The sequence below is a fragment of the Enterobacter sp. CGMCC 5087 genome, from assembly GCF_003144775.1.
GTDB lineage: Bacteria > Pseudomonadota > Gammaproteobacteria > Enterobacterales > Enterobacteriaceae > Enterobacter > Enterobacter cloacae_M.
In genome coordinates, this window is sequence record NZ_QFXN01000083.1 from 1 (window position 1) to 16513 (window position 16513).

Sequence of the window (16513 nt, forward strand, 5' to 3'; positions counted from 1 at the left end):
TGAGCATTGTCGGCGCGACCACAGCACCGCCACGATATTGCTGATTGATATCGACCACTTTAAAAACATCAACGACACCTGGGGGCACGACGTGGGCGACGAGGCGATCGTTGCTATTACGCGTCAGCTCCAGCGGTCGGTACGGTCAGGCGATGCGATCGGCCGGTTTGGCGGGGATGAGTTTGCAGTGATCATGTCGCAGACCGCGGCGGAGAGCGCCATCGCCGTGATGTCGCGACTGCATGAGCGGCTGGAAAAGCTGACGTTACCGTGCGCGCCAAAAGAAGCGCTGCGCATCAGCGTCGGCGTTGCCCCCTGGGGACCACAGTTTGGACACTATCGGGAATGGCTAAAGGCGGCTGACGTGGCGCTGTATAAGGCGAAAAATGCCGGGCGCGGCCGCACCGAAGTGGCCGCCTGACGCCCGGTCAGAAATCAGGATTTACTCAGCTTCTCTGATTTTTCCATGCATTTTGCCATCGCTTCAATGACGGCCGAGCGGAACCCGCGCTCTTCCAGAACCCGCACCGCTTCGATGGTGGTACCGCCCGGAGAGCAGACCATATCTTTCAGTTCACCCGGATGTTTGCCGGTTTCCAGCACCATTTTGGCGGAGCCCATGACGGCCTGCGCGGCGAACTTATACGCCTGCGCGCGCGGCATTCCGCCAAGCACGGCGGCGTCGGCCATCGCTTCTAAAAACATGAACACATAGGCAGGGGCTGAGCCACTCACGCCAACCACCGGATGGATCATCGATTCGGCAATCACTTCTGCTTCACCGAAGCAGCGGAAAATATTCAGCACGTCGGCCACTTCTTCCGTGGTCACCAGCGCGTTAGGCGTGACGGATGTCATACCGGCATTGACCAGCGAGGGGGTGTTAGGCATCGCGCGGACGATTTTACGATCGTGACCCAGCGCGCGCGCCAGCTGATCGAGCGTGACGCCCGCGGCAATCGACACGACCAGCGTCTCTTTATTCAGGCTGGAGGTGATATCGCTTAGCACTTTGATCATGATGTTCGGCTTGACGGCACCAAAGACGATATCGGCGACCTGGGCAACTTCCTGCGCGCTTTCGGCGGCGTTGATCCCGTATTGATCGCGCAACGCGGCGACCTTATCCGGTGACGGGGTATAGACCCAAATCTGACCCGGCAGCACCTGTCCGCTGGCGATCAGACCGCCCAGGATGGCTTTGCCCATGTTACCGCAGCCGATAAACCCGATTTTCTTGTCCATCACGATTCTCCGTCATTATGCGTTGTTTTCTCTGATTGATAGCTTAACAACGAAATGCAGGCGACAATAGTCGACAGAGTCATTATGGGGAGACAATATGGCAATTTGGGTTGATGCGGACGCGTGTCCGAACGTGATTAAAGAGATTTTGTTTCGCGCCGCCGAGCGCGTTCAGATGCCGCTGACGCTGGTGGCGAACCAGAATATTCGCGTACCGCCTTCGCGGTTTATCCGCTCTTTGCGCGTGCCGGCCGGGTTCGACGTGGCGGATAACGAAATTGTTCGCCTGTGCAGCGCGGAGGATCTGGTGATCACGGCGGATATTCCGCTGGCTGCCGAAGTGCTGGAGAAAGGGGCGGCGGCGCTCAATCCGCGCGGGGAGCGTTACTCGCCTTCGACCATTCGGGAAAAGCTCACCATGCGCGATTTTATGGATACGATGCGGGCCAGCGGCGTGCAGACCGGTGGACCGGACAGCCTGTCCCAGCGCGACCGTCAGCAGTTCGCTGCCGAGCTGGATAAATGGCTGCTGGAAGTGAAGCGCCGCACAGCGTAATGATAATTATTGTCAATTTGTGGTACAGTGTGACCTCCACAGGGTTGTCATCCCGTACCGCTTTGCAGTAAAGTAATCGCAACATCTTCTGCAATTATTTCTTTACACTCTTCAGCCATTCGGCATCAAGGGGAACACCTGGCATGACCCAACCCATCTTTTTAGTTGGCCCCCGCGGCTGTGGGAAAACCACCGTTGGCCTGGAGCTGGCACGCGTGTGTCATCGCCAGTTTGTTGATACCGACCACTGGCTGCAAACCGAGGCCGGAAAAACCATCGCTGAGATCGTTGAGCAAGAGGGATGGGAGAGCTTTCGCGCGCGCGAAACGGCCGCGCTGAAAGCGGTCACCACCCCGTCTGCCGTGATCGCGACCGGCGGCGGCATCGTTCTGGCGGAGTGCAATCGTCACTTTATGCGCGAAAAGGGGATTGTGATTTATCTCAGCGCGCCGGTGTCGGCTCTGGTAGGGCGGCTGGAAGCCTTTCCGGAAGAGGGGCAACGCCCTGCGCTGACCTCCAGGCCGCTCAGCGAAGAGGTGAGCGAAGTGCTGGCCGAACGCGATGCGCTATACCGCGAAGCGGCTCACCACGTGGTGGATGCGTCAGCCTCTCCCGAAGACGTTGTGATTCAGATTATTACCGCCCTGCGTTTGGCTTGTGCCAGCTAACCGGCGTCTATACTTATAGCTCAGACATAAAAAAAGGATGAGCTATGCCAACCAGACCTCCCTATCCGCGTGAAGCACGTATTGTTACCGTTGAAAAAGGCCAGACGGGTCATACCGTGACTTGGTATCAACTGCGTGCCGATCACCCCAAGCCGGACTCGCTGATCAGTGAACACGAGACTGAACAGGAAGCGCTGGACGCGAAACGGCGCTATGAAGATCCCGATAAAACCTGACCCTTTTCCTAAACGTTCCAGTATCGTGCCTGAATCACACTTTTTACTCATCGGGAAAGTTAAGCAGGAGTTAATATTTAGTTATTACAAGTAACTCCGGTATCGGCAGGCGATCTTTACATTTCGATGTCGTGATCGCCTGCTACGCTTGGTGCTGTTTTGTTGAAAAAACGAACTGTGCAGCGTAGTGAGCCTGTACCTGTGTGCACGATGTTGGAGTAATGGAAGGCGATCAAGATGAAGGCAACGTTGGCGATCCTCACCATTGGTGTGGTCCCTGTAAGCGAAGTGTTACCGCTCTTAACCGAGCATGTATCTGAACAACAGATAACGCATCTTAGCCTCTTGGGGAAGATGAGTCGGGAAGAGGTCATGGAAGACTACGCTGTCGAGGTGGGGGAGGATCCCCTGGCGACGTTATTAAGCGACGGTAAACTGGCGCATGTTTCACGCCAGAAAATCGAGCGCTCGCTGCAGGGCGTAATAGAAGTGCTCGATAATCAAGGTTATGACGTTATTTTGCTGATGAGTACCGCGCCCATTAAGGGCCTCACGGCGCGTAATGCGATTTTGCTGGAGCCGATGCGGATCATTCCACCGCTGGTGGCCTCCATCGTGGATGGTCATCAGGTGGGGGTGATTGTGCCCATTGAGGAGCTCATGGATAACCAGGAGGCAAAGTGGCACGTGCTGGAAAAAGTGCCCTTGTATGCGCTGGCAAATCCGTTCTGGGACAGTGAGGCCAAGCTCATTGCTGCCGGGAAGGAGCTGCTTGAGAGAGGGGCAGATGTCTTGATCCTGGACTGCCTCGGTTTCCATCAGCATCATCGTGATCTGCTGCAAAAAGCGCTGGATGTTCCCGTGCTGTTATCCAACGTTCTGATGGCTCGCCTGGCCTCGGAACTCCTCATGTAATGATTTTGCGTGACAGGTGATGAGCAAGGCCCCTATAGTGAATTTTTATCTAAAAATATAAGGGCCAGTTCATGCTTCAAAGTAACGAATACTTTTCCGGTAAAGTGAAATCCATTGGTTTTACCAGCAGCAGCACTGGCCGCGCCAGTGTCGGCGTTATGGCGGAAGGGGAATACACCTTTGGCACGGCGGAAGCTGAAGAAATGACGGTCGTCAGCGGGGCGCTGAACGTCTTACTGCCGGGTGAAACGGAATGGAAAGTTTACGCTGCCGGGCAAGTTTTCAACGTCCCTGGCCACAGCGAGTTTCATTTGCAGGTCGCTGAACCTACCTCTTATCTGTGCCGCTACCTGAAATAAAAAATAAGCCGGGTGGCGCTAACGCTTACCCGGCCTGCGTTTTGCCTGTTATCTCTGCGCTTCGCCGCCGAGACCTTCCACCAGATTCTGAATCAACGCGGCCAGCTCGCCGGTCATCAGGATGAAGTCCGCGTCAAAGCGCTGGGCGTAATCTTCCCTGTCGATATCTTCGTTCTGATCGCGCAGCTCGTCGCAGAACTTCAGACGCTTCACGGAGCCGTCGTCGCACATCACGAACTGAATGCGCTGCTGCCAGTCGAGCGCCAGTTTAGTGACCACTTTACCCGCTTCGATGTGTACAGCGATCTCGTCGCTCACCAGATCCTGCTTCTTCGCGCGGATCACGCCGCCATCTTCCAGCAGGGCTTTCAGCTCGGCTTCATCAAGGATCTGGAAACCCTGAGCCGCAGCGCCGCTGCGTACCCATTCGGTCAGCGTCAGCTCGATCGGCGTTTCCAGCGCCAGCGGAACGACCGGTAAAGATCCGATGCTTTTACGCAGCAGGGCCAGCGTATCTTCTGCTTTCTTGGCGCTGGAGCAGTCCACCATGATCAGCCCGTTGACGGTGTCGATCCACATCATGGTCTGGCTGAAGCGGCTGAAGGCGCGCGGCAGCAGGGAGTGCAGCACTTCGTCTTTCAGCGAATCTTTTTCGGTCTTTTTCAGCTTGCGGCCCTGTTCGGCTTCCAGCTTGAAAATTTTCGCTTCGAGCGCCTGCTTAACCACCGGCGTCGGCAGGATTTTCTCTTCTTTACGGGCGCAAACGATGATTTGACCCGTGCTGCTGGCGTGGGTCAGTGCATCGCTTTGTGAACCCATTGGCGGAACCCAGCCGGTTTTCGCCATATCCTGGCTACCGCAAGGGGAAAAGGTATAAGCGGCTAACTGTTTTTCCATCTCTTCTGCACGCAGCGAAACGTCGCGGCTGAGACGGTAAACCATCAAATTTTTGAACCACAGCATGATAATTTCCACGGCCTTGTCGTTAAATCAGCGGGCATGATAACGAATTGTCGCATCGCTTGCATTGCTAATCGGGAAGCGTGCTTCTACTCTGTTGATAATCAAAATAATGAGGAGAGTCTTGTGCGTATTGGGATCGATTTGGGCGGCACCAAAACAGAAGTCATCGCACTGAGCGAGCAGGGGGAGCAGCTGTTCCGCCACCGTTTGCCGACACCGCGCGATGATTATCACCAGACTATCGAGACGATTGCCAGCCTGGTTGAGATGGCAGAGCAGGCGACAGGGCAAACCGGCAGCGTCGGGATGGGGATCCCGGGGTCGATCTCGCCGTATACCGGGGTGGTTAAAAATGCCAACTCCACCTGGCTCAACGGTCAGCCGTTTGACAAAGATTTGAGCCAACGTCTGAACCGGGAAGTGCGTCTGGCCAACGACGCCAACTGCCTGGCGGTCTCTGAGGCCATCGACGGCGCGGCGGCCGGTGCCCAGACCGTGTTTGCCGTGATCGTCGGTACCGGCTGCGGAGCGGGCGTGGCGTTCGGCGGGCGTGCCCATATCGGCGGCAACGGCACGGCAGGCGAGTGGGGACACAACCCGCTGCCGTGGATGGATGAAGACGAGCTTAAATACCGCGCTGAAGTGCCGTGCTACTGCGGAAAGCAGGGCTGTATTGAGACGTTTATCTCCGGCACCGGTTTTGCGACCGATTACCACCGCTTAAGCGGCCAGCCGTTAAAGGGCAACGAAATCATGCGTCTGGTCGAAGAACAGGATCCGGTCGCCGAGCTGGCCCTTAGCCGCTACGAAATGCGGCTGGCGAAATCCCTGGCACACGTGGTGAATATTCTCGATCCGGACGTGATTGTGCTCGGCGGCGGCATGAGCAACGTTGACCGGCTATACGCCACGGTACCGAACCTTGTCAAACAGTGGGTCTTCGGCGGCGAGTGTGAAACCCCGATCCGCAAAGCTGTCCACGGTGACTCCAGCGGCGTGCGCGGCGCGGCGTGGCTGTGGCCGGAATAAAAGCAAATAATGTTTATTCCCTCTCCCTGTGGGAGAGGGCCAGAGTGAGGCAAGGTAAAAGCAAAACAGCAACGAAAGTTGCTGTTTTTGATGTTTGTACCCTCTCCCCGTGGGAGAGGGCCAGGGTGAGGGCACCAGACCGCACCGATCCCCATTTATTCCACCGCAAACACCTTATCCAGCCTGCTGTATCCCAGCCCGTTGATCTTCTTCACCTTGATCTGCACCGGAATGCGCTCTTTCATCGCCTCTACGTGGCTGATCACGCCGATGGTTTTCCCGGTGGCGTTCAGCGCGTCGAGCGCATCCAGCGCGGTATCCAGCGTTTCACTGTCGAGCGTGCCGAACCCTTCATCCAGGAACAGGGAATCGATCCGCGTCTTATGACTCACCAGATCGGAAAGGGCCAGCGCCAGCGCCAGGCTGACGAGGAAGCTCTCGCCGCCCGAGAGCGTACGGGTATCGCGCACCGCATCCGCCTGCCAGGTATCGACCACTTCCAGCTCCAGCGCGTCGCTGGCCTTGCGCTGCAGCAGATAACGCCCGTGCAGACGGTTAAGCTGCTGGTTAGCAAGCCAGACGAGATTATCCAGCGTCAGCCCCTGCGCGAATTTACGGAACTTGTCGCCAGTGCTGGAGCCGATCAGCGCGTTCAGATAACCCCAGTCGTCCGCCTCGCGCGCGGCCTCTTCAATTTGCTGCATCAACGCCAGCTGGTGCTGACGGTTATCGCTGTCCTGCTTAAGCTGCTGGCGGATCTCGCCCTGATGCGTCGTGTTCTCGCGAAGCCGTTGCGCCAGCTGCTGCAGCTGGCTTTGCAGCGTGGGGGCATCGGCGTTGAGCCCTTCCGGCCTCAGCGCCAGATGAGACTGCAGCTGCTGGTTAGCCTGGCCGGAAAGGGCCGCGGCCTGCTGTATCTGGCTTTCCAGCGACTGCTTCAGCTGTTCGAGGCGACGAATAGCGTCGTCATCCAGGAGGGCGGCAAGGAACGCGTCCCGATCGGCAAAGCAGCTCGCTGCGAGCGCCGCGGTGAATAGCGTCTGCGACTGCAGCAGGCGCTCTTGCTCCAGCTTTTCCTGCTGGTGCTGCGCGGTGAGCTGGCTTTGTAGCGACACGCATTCATCGTGGACGTCTCGCCAGCCGTCCGGAATGGTCGGTTCGGCCTCTTCGCTTTTCGTTTCCGGAAGCGTGTCGAGCAGCGGCTTGAGAGCGTTTATGCGTTCCAGAAGCACGCCGTGCTGCGTTTGTTTCTCCTGCCACTGCGCGAATTCCGCTTCGCGGGCGTGCAGCCAGGCGGCTTCATTCCCGTCTTCAGGTACGTTAAGCGATAGCGAAAGTAGGGTGTTTTCCAGCGCCTGGCGCGCGGCCGTCAGCTGCTGCAGATGCTGTCGCTCCTGCACTTCCTGCTCGTTCAGCTGGTTTTGCAGGGTCAGACGCTGGCTGAGCTGATAGAGCTGGCGCTCGTACTGTTCCTGCTCGTTCATCCATGGCGTGATATCTTCCTGAATATTCAACGCGATGTTCAGGGAAGTGCAGGCTTCCATCCACTCTTTAGTGAGTGCTTGCTCTTCCTGAGATAGCATCTGGGCGTCGTCTGTCTCGCGCTGGATCTGCTGCGTCAGGGCATTAACCTGTCCCAGCACCAGCAGGCCTTCCTCTTTAAGCGCGGCGACCTCTTTTTCCAGGTCATCACGGCGGCGCTGGTTATCCGTCAGCTCAAGTGACTGGTATTGCGCAACGGCGGGATGCTCGCTGGAGCCGCACAGCGGACAGGGTTTGCCGGCCTCAAGCTGCGAACGATAATGTTCCAGCTTTTTGATCGTCGCTTCGGTTTCGCACAGGGCCTTGAGGTCCAGATAGTGCTGGTGTTTCTCTTTGTACTGCTGGCGACGCAGCGTCAGCGTTTCATTGAGTTTGTTTTGTTCGGCCTGGGCCTTCAGCACGCTTTCATCGCTCTGGCGCAGGCGCTTTTGCAGCGGCTGATAGCGGGCATGCAGCGACGTCAGCCGCTGACGCAGCGTGCGTGACCGGGACTGCTGCTCCATGGCCGCACTGACCTCATCTGCCGTCAGCGTCAGCGAATTTTCCGGCATCTCAGCCAGCCTGTTGCGTAATTCCCCCATCCGCGCAGCAAGCGAGGCTAACTGCGTTTTGTCGCGGTTAAGCTGAGAGAACTGAGCACGCCAGCCGGCAATCTCCTGCCCCAGCAGGCGATAGCGTTCGTGCTCCGCCAGCCACTGCGCCAGCGCCGTCTGCTCGGTCTGAAGTTGCTCATGATTACGCTGGGCGGTATGACGGATCCGCGCGCGCAGCGCGGTTTTGGCTTGTAAGCGAGTATTTACTTCAATAATTCGCTGCTGGGTTTGCGTCAGGCGCGCGGTTTGCTCCTGCTGGTGCTCCCAAAGCGGTCGAAGCTGGGCGGCGGGCAGAGCAAGCTGGAGCTTTGCCAGCTCTGGCGCAGCGTTCGTCAGCGCCTGTTGCGCCTGCTGCTGCATCGCGGTGACGCGCTGTTGCTCAAGCACGAGCTCATCATGGCGCGTAAGCCACTGAAAATCTTTCTGTTGGCTTTGCTGCTGAACCAGCAGGGTTTTCTCTTCGTCAGTAAGCGCCTGCAAACTTTGCTGCAACTGCTGCTGTTGCTCTTCGCTCAACAGCACGACGCCCGCCGCCTGCGCCTCGCACTTTTCAAGCACGCTGCGGGCGGCTTTGTGTTTTTCAAACACCATGGCGGAAATCTGTCCGTAGATCTCGGTGCCGGTCAGCTCTTCCAGCAGCTCGGCGCGATCGCTCGGCCTGGCATTAAGGAAGGCAGCAAACTGCCCCTGTGAGAGCAGCATGGAGCGGGTGAAGCGGCCATAGTCCAGCCCGGTGAGCGCGGCGGTTTGCTCCAGTTTATCCGTCACTTTGTCGGCCAGGATTTTGCCATCTTCGCAGCGCGCCAGCTCCACGCGCGGCGCCTGCAGGTTGCCGTCCGGCTGGTTGCGCGCGCGGTTCTGGCTCCAGAATGCGCGATAGGCGGTGCCTTTTACCTCGAACTCCACTTCCGCCAGGCACTCGGCGGTGTCGCGCGTCATCAGGTCGTTTTGCGCCTGAGAGACCTTCTGAAGTCGCGGCGTTTCGTGATAAAGCGCCAGACAGATGGCGTCAAGCAGGGTGGTTTTACCTGCCCCGGTCGCGCCGGTGATGGCAAACAGCCCGTTGCTGGCAAACGGCTCCGCGGTAAAGTCAATTTTCCACTCGCCCTTGAGGGAGTTGAGATTTTTCAGGCGCAGGCTCAAAATTTTCATGCGTTTTCTTCCTCATCATTGAGCGCATGCAGGGTATGGCTGAACAGTTCGCTGAGTCTTGCGCGCTTCGCGTCGTCAATTTCTTCCTGCGAGAGCCTGCGTTCAAACACCTCTTCAACCCGAAGCTCACTGAGCGTTTCACGCTGAGCGCTTAACAGAATTTTCTCGCGCTGCTCGCGGCTGCGGCGTACCAGTAAGACTTCGACGGGTAAATCTTCCGTCAGCGCCTGAATTTTACGCTGCATATCGTGAAGGTAGTCGTCGGTGGTGATTTCGATATCCAGCCAGACGGGCGGGTTAAGCGCCGCGCCGCGCCACTGCTCAAGCTGGGCGGTAATGGCGTCAAGATCGCCCTTCAGCACCGCCAGCGGCTGGGTGACGGGCACCTCCAGCGTCTCGACGGCGTGAAGTTTTCCTTCGGAGAAGCTCACCAGATGGACGGATTTGGCCTTGCCCGTTTCGTCAAAGCTGAGCGAAATTGGCGAGCCGCAGTAGCGGATGTGCTCGCTGCCGCCGACGATCTGCGCCCGGTGAATATGTCCGAGCGCAATGTAGTCGGCTGGCGGGAAGTTCTGCGCCGGAAAGGCGTCCAGCGTGCCGATATAGATGTCACGTACGGCGTCACTTTTACTGGCCCCGACGGTGGTGAGATGGCCGGTCGCAATCACCGCAATCGGCTGGTCGCCGCGCAGGGCGCAGGCATCGACGTGCTGCTGGTGATAATAGTCGGTGATGGCCTGCAGGAGATGCTGCTGTTTTTCCGCGCCCGACAGCCCCGCCTGACTTTGCACGATGTCGCGCGGACGCAAAAACGGAATGGGGCACAGCACCGCCCCCGGCGTGCCGTCGCGTTTTTTCAGGATCTGCGGGGCGTGCCCGGCGCTGGCGACGACGGTGGTATTGAGAAATGCCAGGATGTCGCGGGATTCATTGAGCGTCGCGACGGAATCATGGTTGCCGGCGACAATCACCAGATGACAGCCGGTTTGCTGCAAATTCACCACGAAGCGGTTGTACAGTTCACGCGCATAGCTGGGGGGTGAGCCGGTATCAAAGATGTCACCCGCCACAATAATCGCGTCCACCTCGTGCGTCCGGGCCGTTTCCAGCAGCCAGTTCAGGAAGGCTTCATGTTCAGCCGCACGGCTTTTGCTGTAAAAATTTTGACCCAGATGCCAGTCCGAGGTGTGAAGTATGCGCATAGCTGATCCGTGGCAAAAAAGAGAAAGCAGGATTATAAACGTTCAGAGACGGGAAAATAACCGCTGTAATAAAACAACGGTTTGCCCCTTATCGTGGTACTGTTTTTCATAAATCTGTCATAAATCTGACGCATAATGGCGCCGAATTACAAACTTGTAACTTAAATAAGATAAGACAGGGCAAAGTATGGCGAGACGTATTCTGGTCGTAGAAGATGAAGCTCCAATTCGTGAAATGGTGTGCTTCGTGCTCGAGCAAAACGGCTTCCAGCCGGTTGAAGCGGAAGATTATGACAGCGCAGTGAACCAGCTGAATGAACCCTGGCCCGATCTGATTCTGCTGGACTGGATGTTGCCCGGCGGCTCCGGACTGCAGTTTATCAAACACCTGAAGCGTGAAGCGCTGACCCGCGACATCCCGGTTGTGATGCTCACGGCGCGCGGAGAAGAAGAGGATCGCGTTCGCGGTCTGGAGACCGGCGCGGACGATTACATTACTAAACCGTTCTCTCCAAAAGAGCTGGTTGCCCGCATTAAAGCCGTGATGCGCCGTATTTCGCCGATGGCGGTGGAAGAGGTGATTGAGATGCAGGGGCTGAGCCTTGACCCCACCTCACACCGCGTCATGACCGGTGAAAATCCTCTCGACATGGGGCCTACCGAATTTAAACTCCTGCACTTCTTTATGACCCACCCGGAACGCGTTTACAGCCGCGAGCAGTTGCTGAATAACGTCTGGGGAACTAACGTGTATGTCGAAGACCGGACGGTTGACGTACATATTCGCCGCCTGCGAAAAGCACTGGAACTGAGCGGCCACGATCGCATGGTGCAGACGGTCCGCGGCACGGGTTATCGTTTTTCTACCCGTTTCTGAACAATGACAGGAGTGTGACGCGTGCTGGAACGTCTGTCATGGAAAAGGCTCGTCTTTGAACTGATCTTATGCTGTATTCCGGCCTTCCTTCTGGGGGCCTTTCTTGGACACCTGCCGTGGTTTCTGCTGGCGTCGGTCACCGGGCTGCTGATCTGGCATTTCTGGAACCTGCTGCGCCTCTCCTGGTGGCTGTGGGTTGACCGAAGTATGACGCCGCCGCCGGGAAGCGGCAGCTGGGAGCCGCTGCTGTATGGCCTGCACCAGATGCAGATGCGTAATAAAAAGCGTCGCCGCGAGCTGGGAAGCCTGATTAAGCGTTTTCGCAGCGGTGCAGAGTCGCTGCCGGATGCCGTTATTCTGACGACCGAAGAAGGGACGATCTTCTGGTGTAACGGCCTTGCGCAACAGCTGCTGGGCCTGCGCTGGCCCGACGACAATGGCCAGAATATCCTCAACCTTCTGCGTTATCCCGAATTTACGCTGTATCTGAAAAAGCGTGATTTTACCCGCCCGCACAATCTGAAGCTCAATAATGGTCGCCATCTGGAAATCCGCGTGATGCCCTACAGCGATAAGCAGTGGCTGATGGTGGCGCGCGATGTCACCCAGATGCACCAGCTGGAAGGGGCGCGTCGCAACTTCTTCGCCAACGTCAGTCACGAACTGCGTACCCCGCTGACCGTGCTTCAGGGCTACCTGGAGATGATGCAGGAGCAAACGCTTGAAGGCGCGCCGCGTGAAAAAGCGCTGCACACCATGCGCGAGCAAACGCACCGGATGGAAGGGCTGGTGAAGCAACTGCTGACGCTCTCGAAGATTGAAGCGGCGCCGTCGCTCGCGCTAAATGACACCATTGATGTGCCAATGATGCTGCGGGTCGTTGAGCGTGAAGCGCAGACGTTAAGCCATAAAAAGCATCACCTGACCTTTGAGGTCGACAATACGCTGAAGGTGCTGGGCAGCGAAGATGAACTGCGGAGCGCCATTTCCAACCTTGTGTATAACGCGGTAAATCATACGCCGGAGGGGACGAATATCGTGGTGCGCTGGCATCATGTCCCAACGGGGGCTGAGTTTAGCGTGGAAGACAACGGGCCGGGGATTGCACCTGAGCATATTCCGCGCCTGACCGAGCGCTTTTACCGTGTGGATAAAGCGCGATCCCGGCAGACTGGCGGAAGCGGCCTGGGGCTGGCAATTGTGAAACACGCGGTGAATCACCATGAAAGCCGTCTCGATATTCAGAGTACGCTGGGTAAAGGAACCCGCTTCAGTTTCGTTATTCCGGAACGATTAATTGCCAAAAAGATCGCCTGACGGCAGGCGTGTCATTTTACCTTTCCACGGGTCAGCGTCTGCTGGCCCGTTTGCTTTGCAGTCAAGCGAAACGCGGATGAATTTTATACGGCTGACTGTTTTTTGTTCGCATGATTAGCCATGGGTTTTTCTTATAAATAGCGTATTATTCTGAGGTGTATTTCCATGCTGGCATATTGTTCTGGTTTTGCGATCCCACCTTGCCTTTAAACGTTATAAGCGTTTAAATTGCGCCCCAGATACTGTCAGACCGACTGTATTTGCGTGGTAAATCGAAAAACTATTCTTCTCCACGCCAGGACGGGAGCATTTCCCGCTGAAATTGAGCAAATTTTCGGCTGTATCGTCCCGTCAGGGAAATCGAAAATCTCAATGTTTTCAACACCACATCCACAGGCAGTAAGGTTTTATGACCCATCACTTAAAATCGCGCGACATCATCGCGCTGGGCTTTATGACATTTGCGCTGTTCGTTGGCGCAGGCAACATCATTTTCCCTCCAATGGTTGGCTTACAGGCGGGTGAACACGTCTGGACCGCCGCGTTTGGTTTCCTGATTACTGCCGTGGGTCTGCCGGTTCTGACCGTCGTTGCGCTGGCGAAAGTCGGCGGCGGTGTGGATAGCCTCAGCACCCCGATTGGCAAAGTGGCGGGCGTTCTGCTGGCAACCGTCTGCTATCTGGCCGTTGGCCCGCTGTTTGCGACCCCGCGTACGGCGACCGTGTCCTTCGAAGTGGGTATTGCTCCCCTGACCGGTGACGGTGCGATGCCGCTGTTTATCTATAGCCTGATCTACTTCGCAATCGTGATTCTGGTTTCCCTCTATCCGGGCAAGCTGCTGGATACCGTGGGTAACTTCCTGGCTCCGCTGAAAATTGTGGCGCTGATTGTTCTGGCGGTAGCGGCCATCGTCTGGCCAGCGGGCCCGATTAGCGACGCGATGGACGCCTATAAAAACGCCGCGTTCTCTAACGGCTTTGTGAACGGCTACCTGACGATGGATACGCTGGGCGCCATGGTGTTTGGTATCGTTATCGTTAACGCCGCGCGTTCCCGCGGTGTGACCGAAGCGCGTCTGTTGACCCGATATACCATCTGGGCTGGCCTGATGGCCGGCGTGGGGCTGACGCTGCTCTATCTGGCGCTGTTCCGTCTGGGCTCCGACAGCGCCATGCTGGTTGAGCAGAACGCCAACGGTGCGGCTATCCTGCATGCCTACGTTCAGCACACCTTCGGCGGTGCGGGCAGTATGCTGCTGGCAGCGCTGATTTTCCTGGCGTGTCTGGTGACGGCGGTTGGCCTGACCTGCGCCTGCGCAGAGTTCTTTGCACAGTATCTGCCGCTCTCTTACCGCACCCTGGTGTTTATCCTCGGCATCTTCTCTATGGCGGTGTCCAACCTCGGTCTGAGCCACCTGATTCAGGTCTCGATTCCGGTGCTGACGGCGATTTATCCGCCGTGTATCGTGCTGGTCGTGCTGAGCTTTACTCGCCCGTGGTGGAACAACTCTTCACGAATTATTGCGCCAGCCATGTTTATCAGCCTGATTTTTGGTATCCTTGACGGGATTAAAGCATCAGCTTTCGCGCACATACTGCCGGCATGGACACAGCGTCTGCCGCTGTCCGAGCAGGGGCTGGCCTGGCTGATGCCTACCGTTGTTGCACTGGTTCTGGCGATTATCTGGGACCGTGCTGCAGGGCGTCAGGTCGCATCGAACGCTCATTAATCAACGGCAACAAACTGTTTAACCACGGGGCTTTAGGCCCCGTGGTTTTTTGTTTTTTTCGTGTTGAATGGCAAGATTTAAATGGAAAGCACTAACAAACTTAAACGTGGATTGAGCACGCGCCACATCCGCTTTATGGCGCTGGGCTCTGCTATCGGCACCGGTCTTTTTTATGGCTCGGCAGATGCCATCAAAATGGCCGGTCCCAGCGTTCTGCTGGCGTACATTATCGGCGGCGTGGCGGCGTATATCATCATGCGCGCCCTCGGCGAAATGTCGGTTCACAACCCGTCCGCCAGCTCCTTCTCCCGCTACGCGCAGGAAAACCTCGGCCCGCTGGCCGGGTTTATCACCGGCTGGACATACTGCTTTGAAATCCTGATTGTGGCGATTGCCGACGTGACGGCGTTTGGCATCTATATGGGCATCTGGTTCCCGGCGGTGCCGCACTGGATTTGGGTGCTGAGCGTGGTGCTGATCATTTGCGCCGTCAACCTGATGAGCGTGAAGGTGTTCGGCGAGCTGGAGTTCTGGTTCTCCTTCTTCAAGGTCGCCACCATCATCATCATGATTGTGGCCGGTTTCGGCATCATCATCTGGGGAATCGGCAACGGCGGGCAGCCGACCGGTATTCACAACCTCTGGAGCAACGGCGGCTTCTTCAGCAACGGCTGGCTCGGAATGGTCATGTCGCTACAGATGGTGATGTTTGCCTACGGCGGTATCGAGATTATCGGTATCACCGCCGGGGAAGCGAAAGATCCGGAGAAGTCCATTCCGCGCGCCATCAACTCGGTGCCGATGCGTATTCTGGTGTTCTACGTGGGTACGCTGTTCGTGATTATGTCCATCTACCCGTGGAATCAGGTAGGCACCAACGGTAGCCCGTTTGTTCTGACCTTCCAGCATATGGGCATTGCGTTTGCGGCCAGCATTCTGAACTTTGTGGTGCTCACCGCGTCGCTCTCCGCGATTAACAGTGACGTCTTTGGCGTGGGCCGTATGCTGCACGGCATGGCGGAGCAGGGCAGTGCGCCGAAGGTGTTCGCCAAAACCTCACGCCGCGGCACGCCGTGGGTGACCGTCGTGGTGATGACCGTGGCGCTGCTGTTCTCGGTTTACCTGAACTACATCATGCCGGAGAACGTCTTCCTGGTGATCGCATCGCTGGCGACCTTCGCGACGGTGTGGGTGTGGATTATGATCCTGCTGTCGCAGATCGCGTTCCGCCGTCGTCTGTCGCCGGATGAGGCGAAAGCGCTGAAGTTCAAAGTTCCTGGCGGCGTTGCGACGACCGTTGTCGGGCTGATCTTCCTGGTGTTTATCATTGCCCTGATTGGCTACCATCCGGATACCCGCATTTCCCTGTACGTGGGCTGCGCGTGGATCGTCCTGCTGCTGGTGGGCTGGGTGTTTAAATGCCGCCGCGACCGTCAGCTGGCGGAAGCACAGTAATATTTTTTCTCCCTCTCCCTGTGGGAGAGGGTTGGGGTGAGGGCATCAGGCCGCACTGATGCCTCCTCCTCCTTTCTCCTCCCCCAATAATCCCGAACGTGATGAGCTATCCTTAACCACCCTGTGGCAAGGTGACGTCAATTTCATCAAAGGGGATTCGTGATGTTAAACGCCTGGCACCTTCCGGTTGCCCCATTTGTTAAGCAAAACAAAGACAACCTTGTGATTACGCTCTGGCTGGCGGGAGAAAATCAGCCTGAACGCGTGACGCTCCGCGCCGAAATAGATAACGAAGAGACCGGGCTGAAAATGCACAGGCTGCGCAGCCAGCCGCAGCCGGGGATCACTGCGTGGCGGGCCAATATCGACCTGAGCAGCGGGCAGCCGCGTCGCCGCTACAGCTTCAAACTGCTGTGGAATAACCGCCAGCTGTGGTTTACCCCGCAGGGGTTTAGCCGTTTCCCGCCCGCACGGCTGGAGCAGTTCGCGGTCGATTACCCGGATAACGGCCCGCAGTGGGTTAACGATCAGGTGTTTTACCAGATTTTCCCGGACCGTTTTGCGCGCAGCGAAAAGCGCACCGCCGACCAGGATAAGATCTATCACCACCATGCGGCGGGCCACGACATTATCCTGAAAGCGTGGGACGAGCCGTTAACCGCACAGGCGGGGGGA

The 16513-nt window shown here is 57.2% G+C and carries 16 protein-coding genes; 12 read left to right on the forward strand and 4 right to left on the reverse strand.

Going from position 1 to position 16513, the window contains the following annotated elements; all coding sequences use genetic code 11:
* A partial coding sequence (locus DEO48_RS07640) for a diguanylate cyclase (RefSeq protein ID WP_146198252.1) occupies window positions 1-421 on the forward strand: 421 nt, incomplete at its 5' end.
* 14 nt (window positions 422-435) lie between these two features.
* On the opposite strand, the gene proC is transcribed toward DEO48_RS07640, so the two are convergent.
* On the reverse strand, window positions 436-1245 hold the full coding sequence (gene proC, locus DEO48_RS07645) for a pyrroline-5-carboxylate reductase (protein ID WP_024906789.1): 810 nt from the start codon (window positions 1243-1245) through the stop codon (window positions 436-438).
* A gap of 97 nt (window positions 1246-1342) precedes the next feature.
* Between proC and DEO48_RS07650 the strand changes: the two genes are divergently transcribed.
* From DEO48_RS07650 to ppnP, 5 genes are all read left to right on the forward strand, one after another.
* The gene (locus DEO48_RS07650) at window positions 1343-1801 is read left to right on the forward strand and encodes a YaiI/YqxD family protein (RefSeq protein WP_010428006.1); all 459 of its coding nucleotides are present in this window, start codon (window positions 1343-1345) and stop codon (window positions 1799-1801) included.
* Between the two features lie 143 nt (window positions 1802-1944).
* Complete coding sequence (aroL, locus tag DEO48_RS07655; protein WP_029739752.1) at window positions 1945-2469, forward strand: shikimate kinase AroL; 525 nt, start codon at window positions 1945-1947, stop codon at window positions 2467-2469.
* Window positions 2470-2513: 44 nt separating this feature from the next.
* Window positions 2514-2705: a protein YaiA gene (yaiA, locus tag DEO48_RS07660; protein WP_032638425.1), complete on the forward strand. Its 192-nt coding sequence runs from the start codon at window positions 2514-2516 to the stop codon at window positions 2703-2705.
* 237 nt (window positions 2706-2942) lie between these two features.
* The gene (locus tag DEO48_RS07665) at window positions 2943-3620 is read left to right on the forward strand and encodes an AroM family protein (RefSeq protein WP_047648590.1); all 678 of its coding nucleotides are present in this window, start codon (window positions 2943-2945) and stop codon (window positions 3618-3620) included.
* A gap of 71 nt (window positions 3621-3691) precedes the next feature.
* A complete protein-coding gene (gene ppnP / locus DEO48_RS07670; protein WP_008503270.1) occupies window positions 3692-3979 on the forward strand; it encodes a pyrimidine/purine nucleoside phosphorylase in 288 nt (95 codons plus the stop codon).
* Window positions 3980-4027: 48 nt separating this feature from the next.
* Here ppnP and rdgC read toward each other — a convergent pair whose 3' ends face one another.
* Window positions 4028-4942, reverse strand: a complete 915-nt coding sequence (gene rdgC / locus DEO48_RS07675; RefSeq protein ID WP_109844806.1) for a recombination-associated protein RdgC — start codon at window positions 4940-4942, stop codon at window positions 4028-4030.
* Window positions 4943-5065: 123 nt separating this feature from the next.
* On the opposite strand from rdgC, the gene mak reads away from it, so the two are divergent.
* Window positions 5066-5971, forward strand: a complete 906-nt coding sequence (mak, locus tag DEO48_RS07680) for a fructokinase (RefSeq protein WP_023310541.1) — start codon at window positions 5066-5068, stop codon at window positions 5969-5971.
* A gap of 155 nt (window positions 5972-6126) precedes the next feature.
* On the opposite strand, the gene sbcC is transcribed toward mak, so the two are convergent.
* The gene (sbcC, locus tag DEO48_RS07685) at window positions 6127-9258 is read right to left on the reverse strand and encodes an exonuclease subunit SbcC (protein WP_109844807.1); all 3132 of its coding nucleotides are present in this window, start codon (window positions 9256-9258) and stop codon (window positions 6127-6129) included.
* Window positions 9255-10460, reverse strand: coding sequence for an exonuclease subunit SbcD (sbcD, locus tag DEO48_RS07690; protein WP_109844808.1), 1206 nt, complete (start codon window positions 10458-10460; stop codon window positions 9255-9257). Before sbcD ends, sbcC begins: the two co-directional genes overlap by 4 nt.
* Window positions 10461-10647: 187 nt before the next feature.
* Between sbcD and phoB the strand changes: the two genes are divergently transcribed.
* The 5 genes from phoB to DEO48_RS07715 all read left to right on the forward strand — a co-directional run.
* Window positions 10648-11337, forward strand: a complete 690-nt coding sequence (gene phoB, locus DEO48_RS07695) for a phosphate response regulator transcription factor PhoB (RefSeq protein ID WP_008503265.1) — start codon at window positions 10648-10650, stop codon at window positions 11335-11337.
* Between the two features lie 21 nt (window positions 11338-11358).
* Window positions 11359-12654: a phosphate regulon sensor histidine kinase PhoR gene (gene phoR, locus DEO48_RS07700; protein ID WP_109844809.1), complete on the forward strand. Its 1296-nt coding sequence runs from the start codon at window positions 11359-11361 to the stop codon at window positions 12652-12654.
* Window positions 12655-13063: 409 nt separating this feature from the next.
* Window positions 13064-14383 (forward strand): branched-chain amino acid transporter carrier protein BrnQ, encoded by a 1320-nt coding sequence (gene brnQ, locus DEO48_RS07705; protein ID WP_023310545.1) that lies wholly within the window; start codon window positions 13064-13066, stop codon window positions 14381-14383.
* Window positions 14384-14464: 81 nt separating this feature from the next.
* Window positions 14465-15838: a proline-specific permease ProY gene (proY, locus tag DEO48_RS07710; protein WP_109844810.1), complete on the forward strand. Its 1374-nt coding sequence runs from the start codon at window positions 14465-14467 to the stop codon at window positions 15836-15838.
* Between the two features lie 162 nt (window positions 15839-16000).
* Window positions 16001-16513, forward strand: a 513-nt coding sequence (locus DEO48_RS07715; protein ID WP_181366979.1) for an alpha amylase N-terminal ig-like domain-containing protein, incomplete at its 3' end; no start/stop codon positions are given.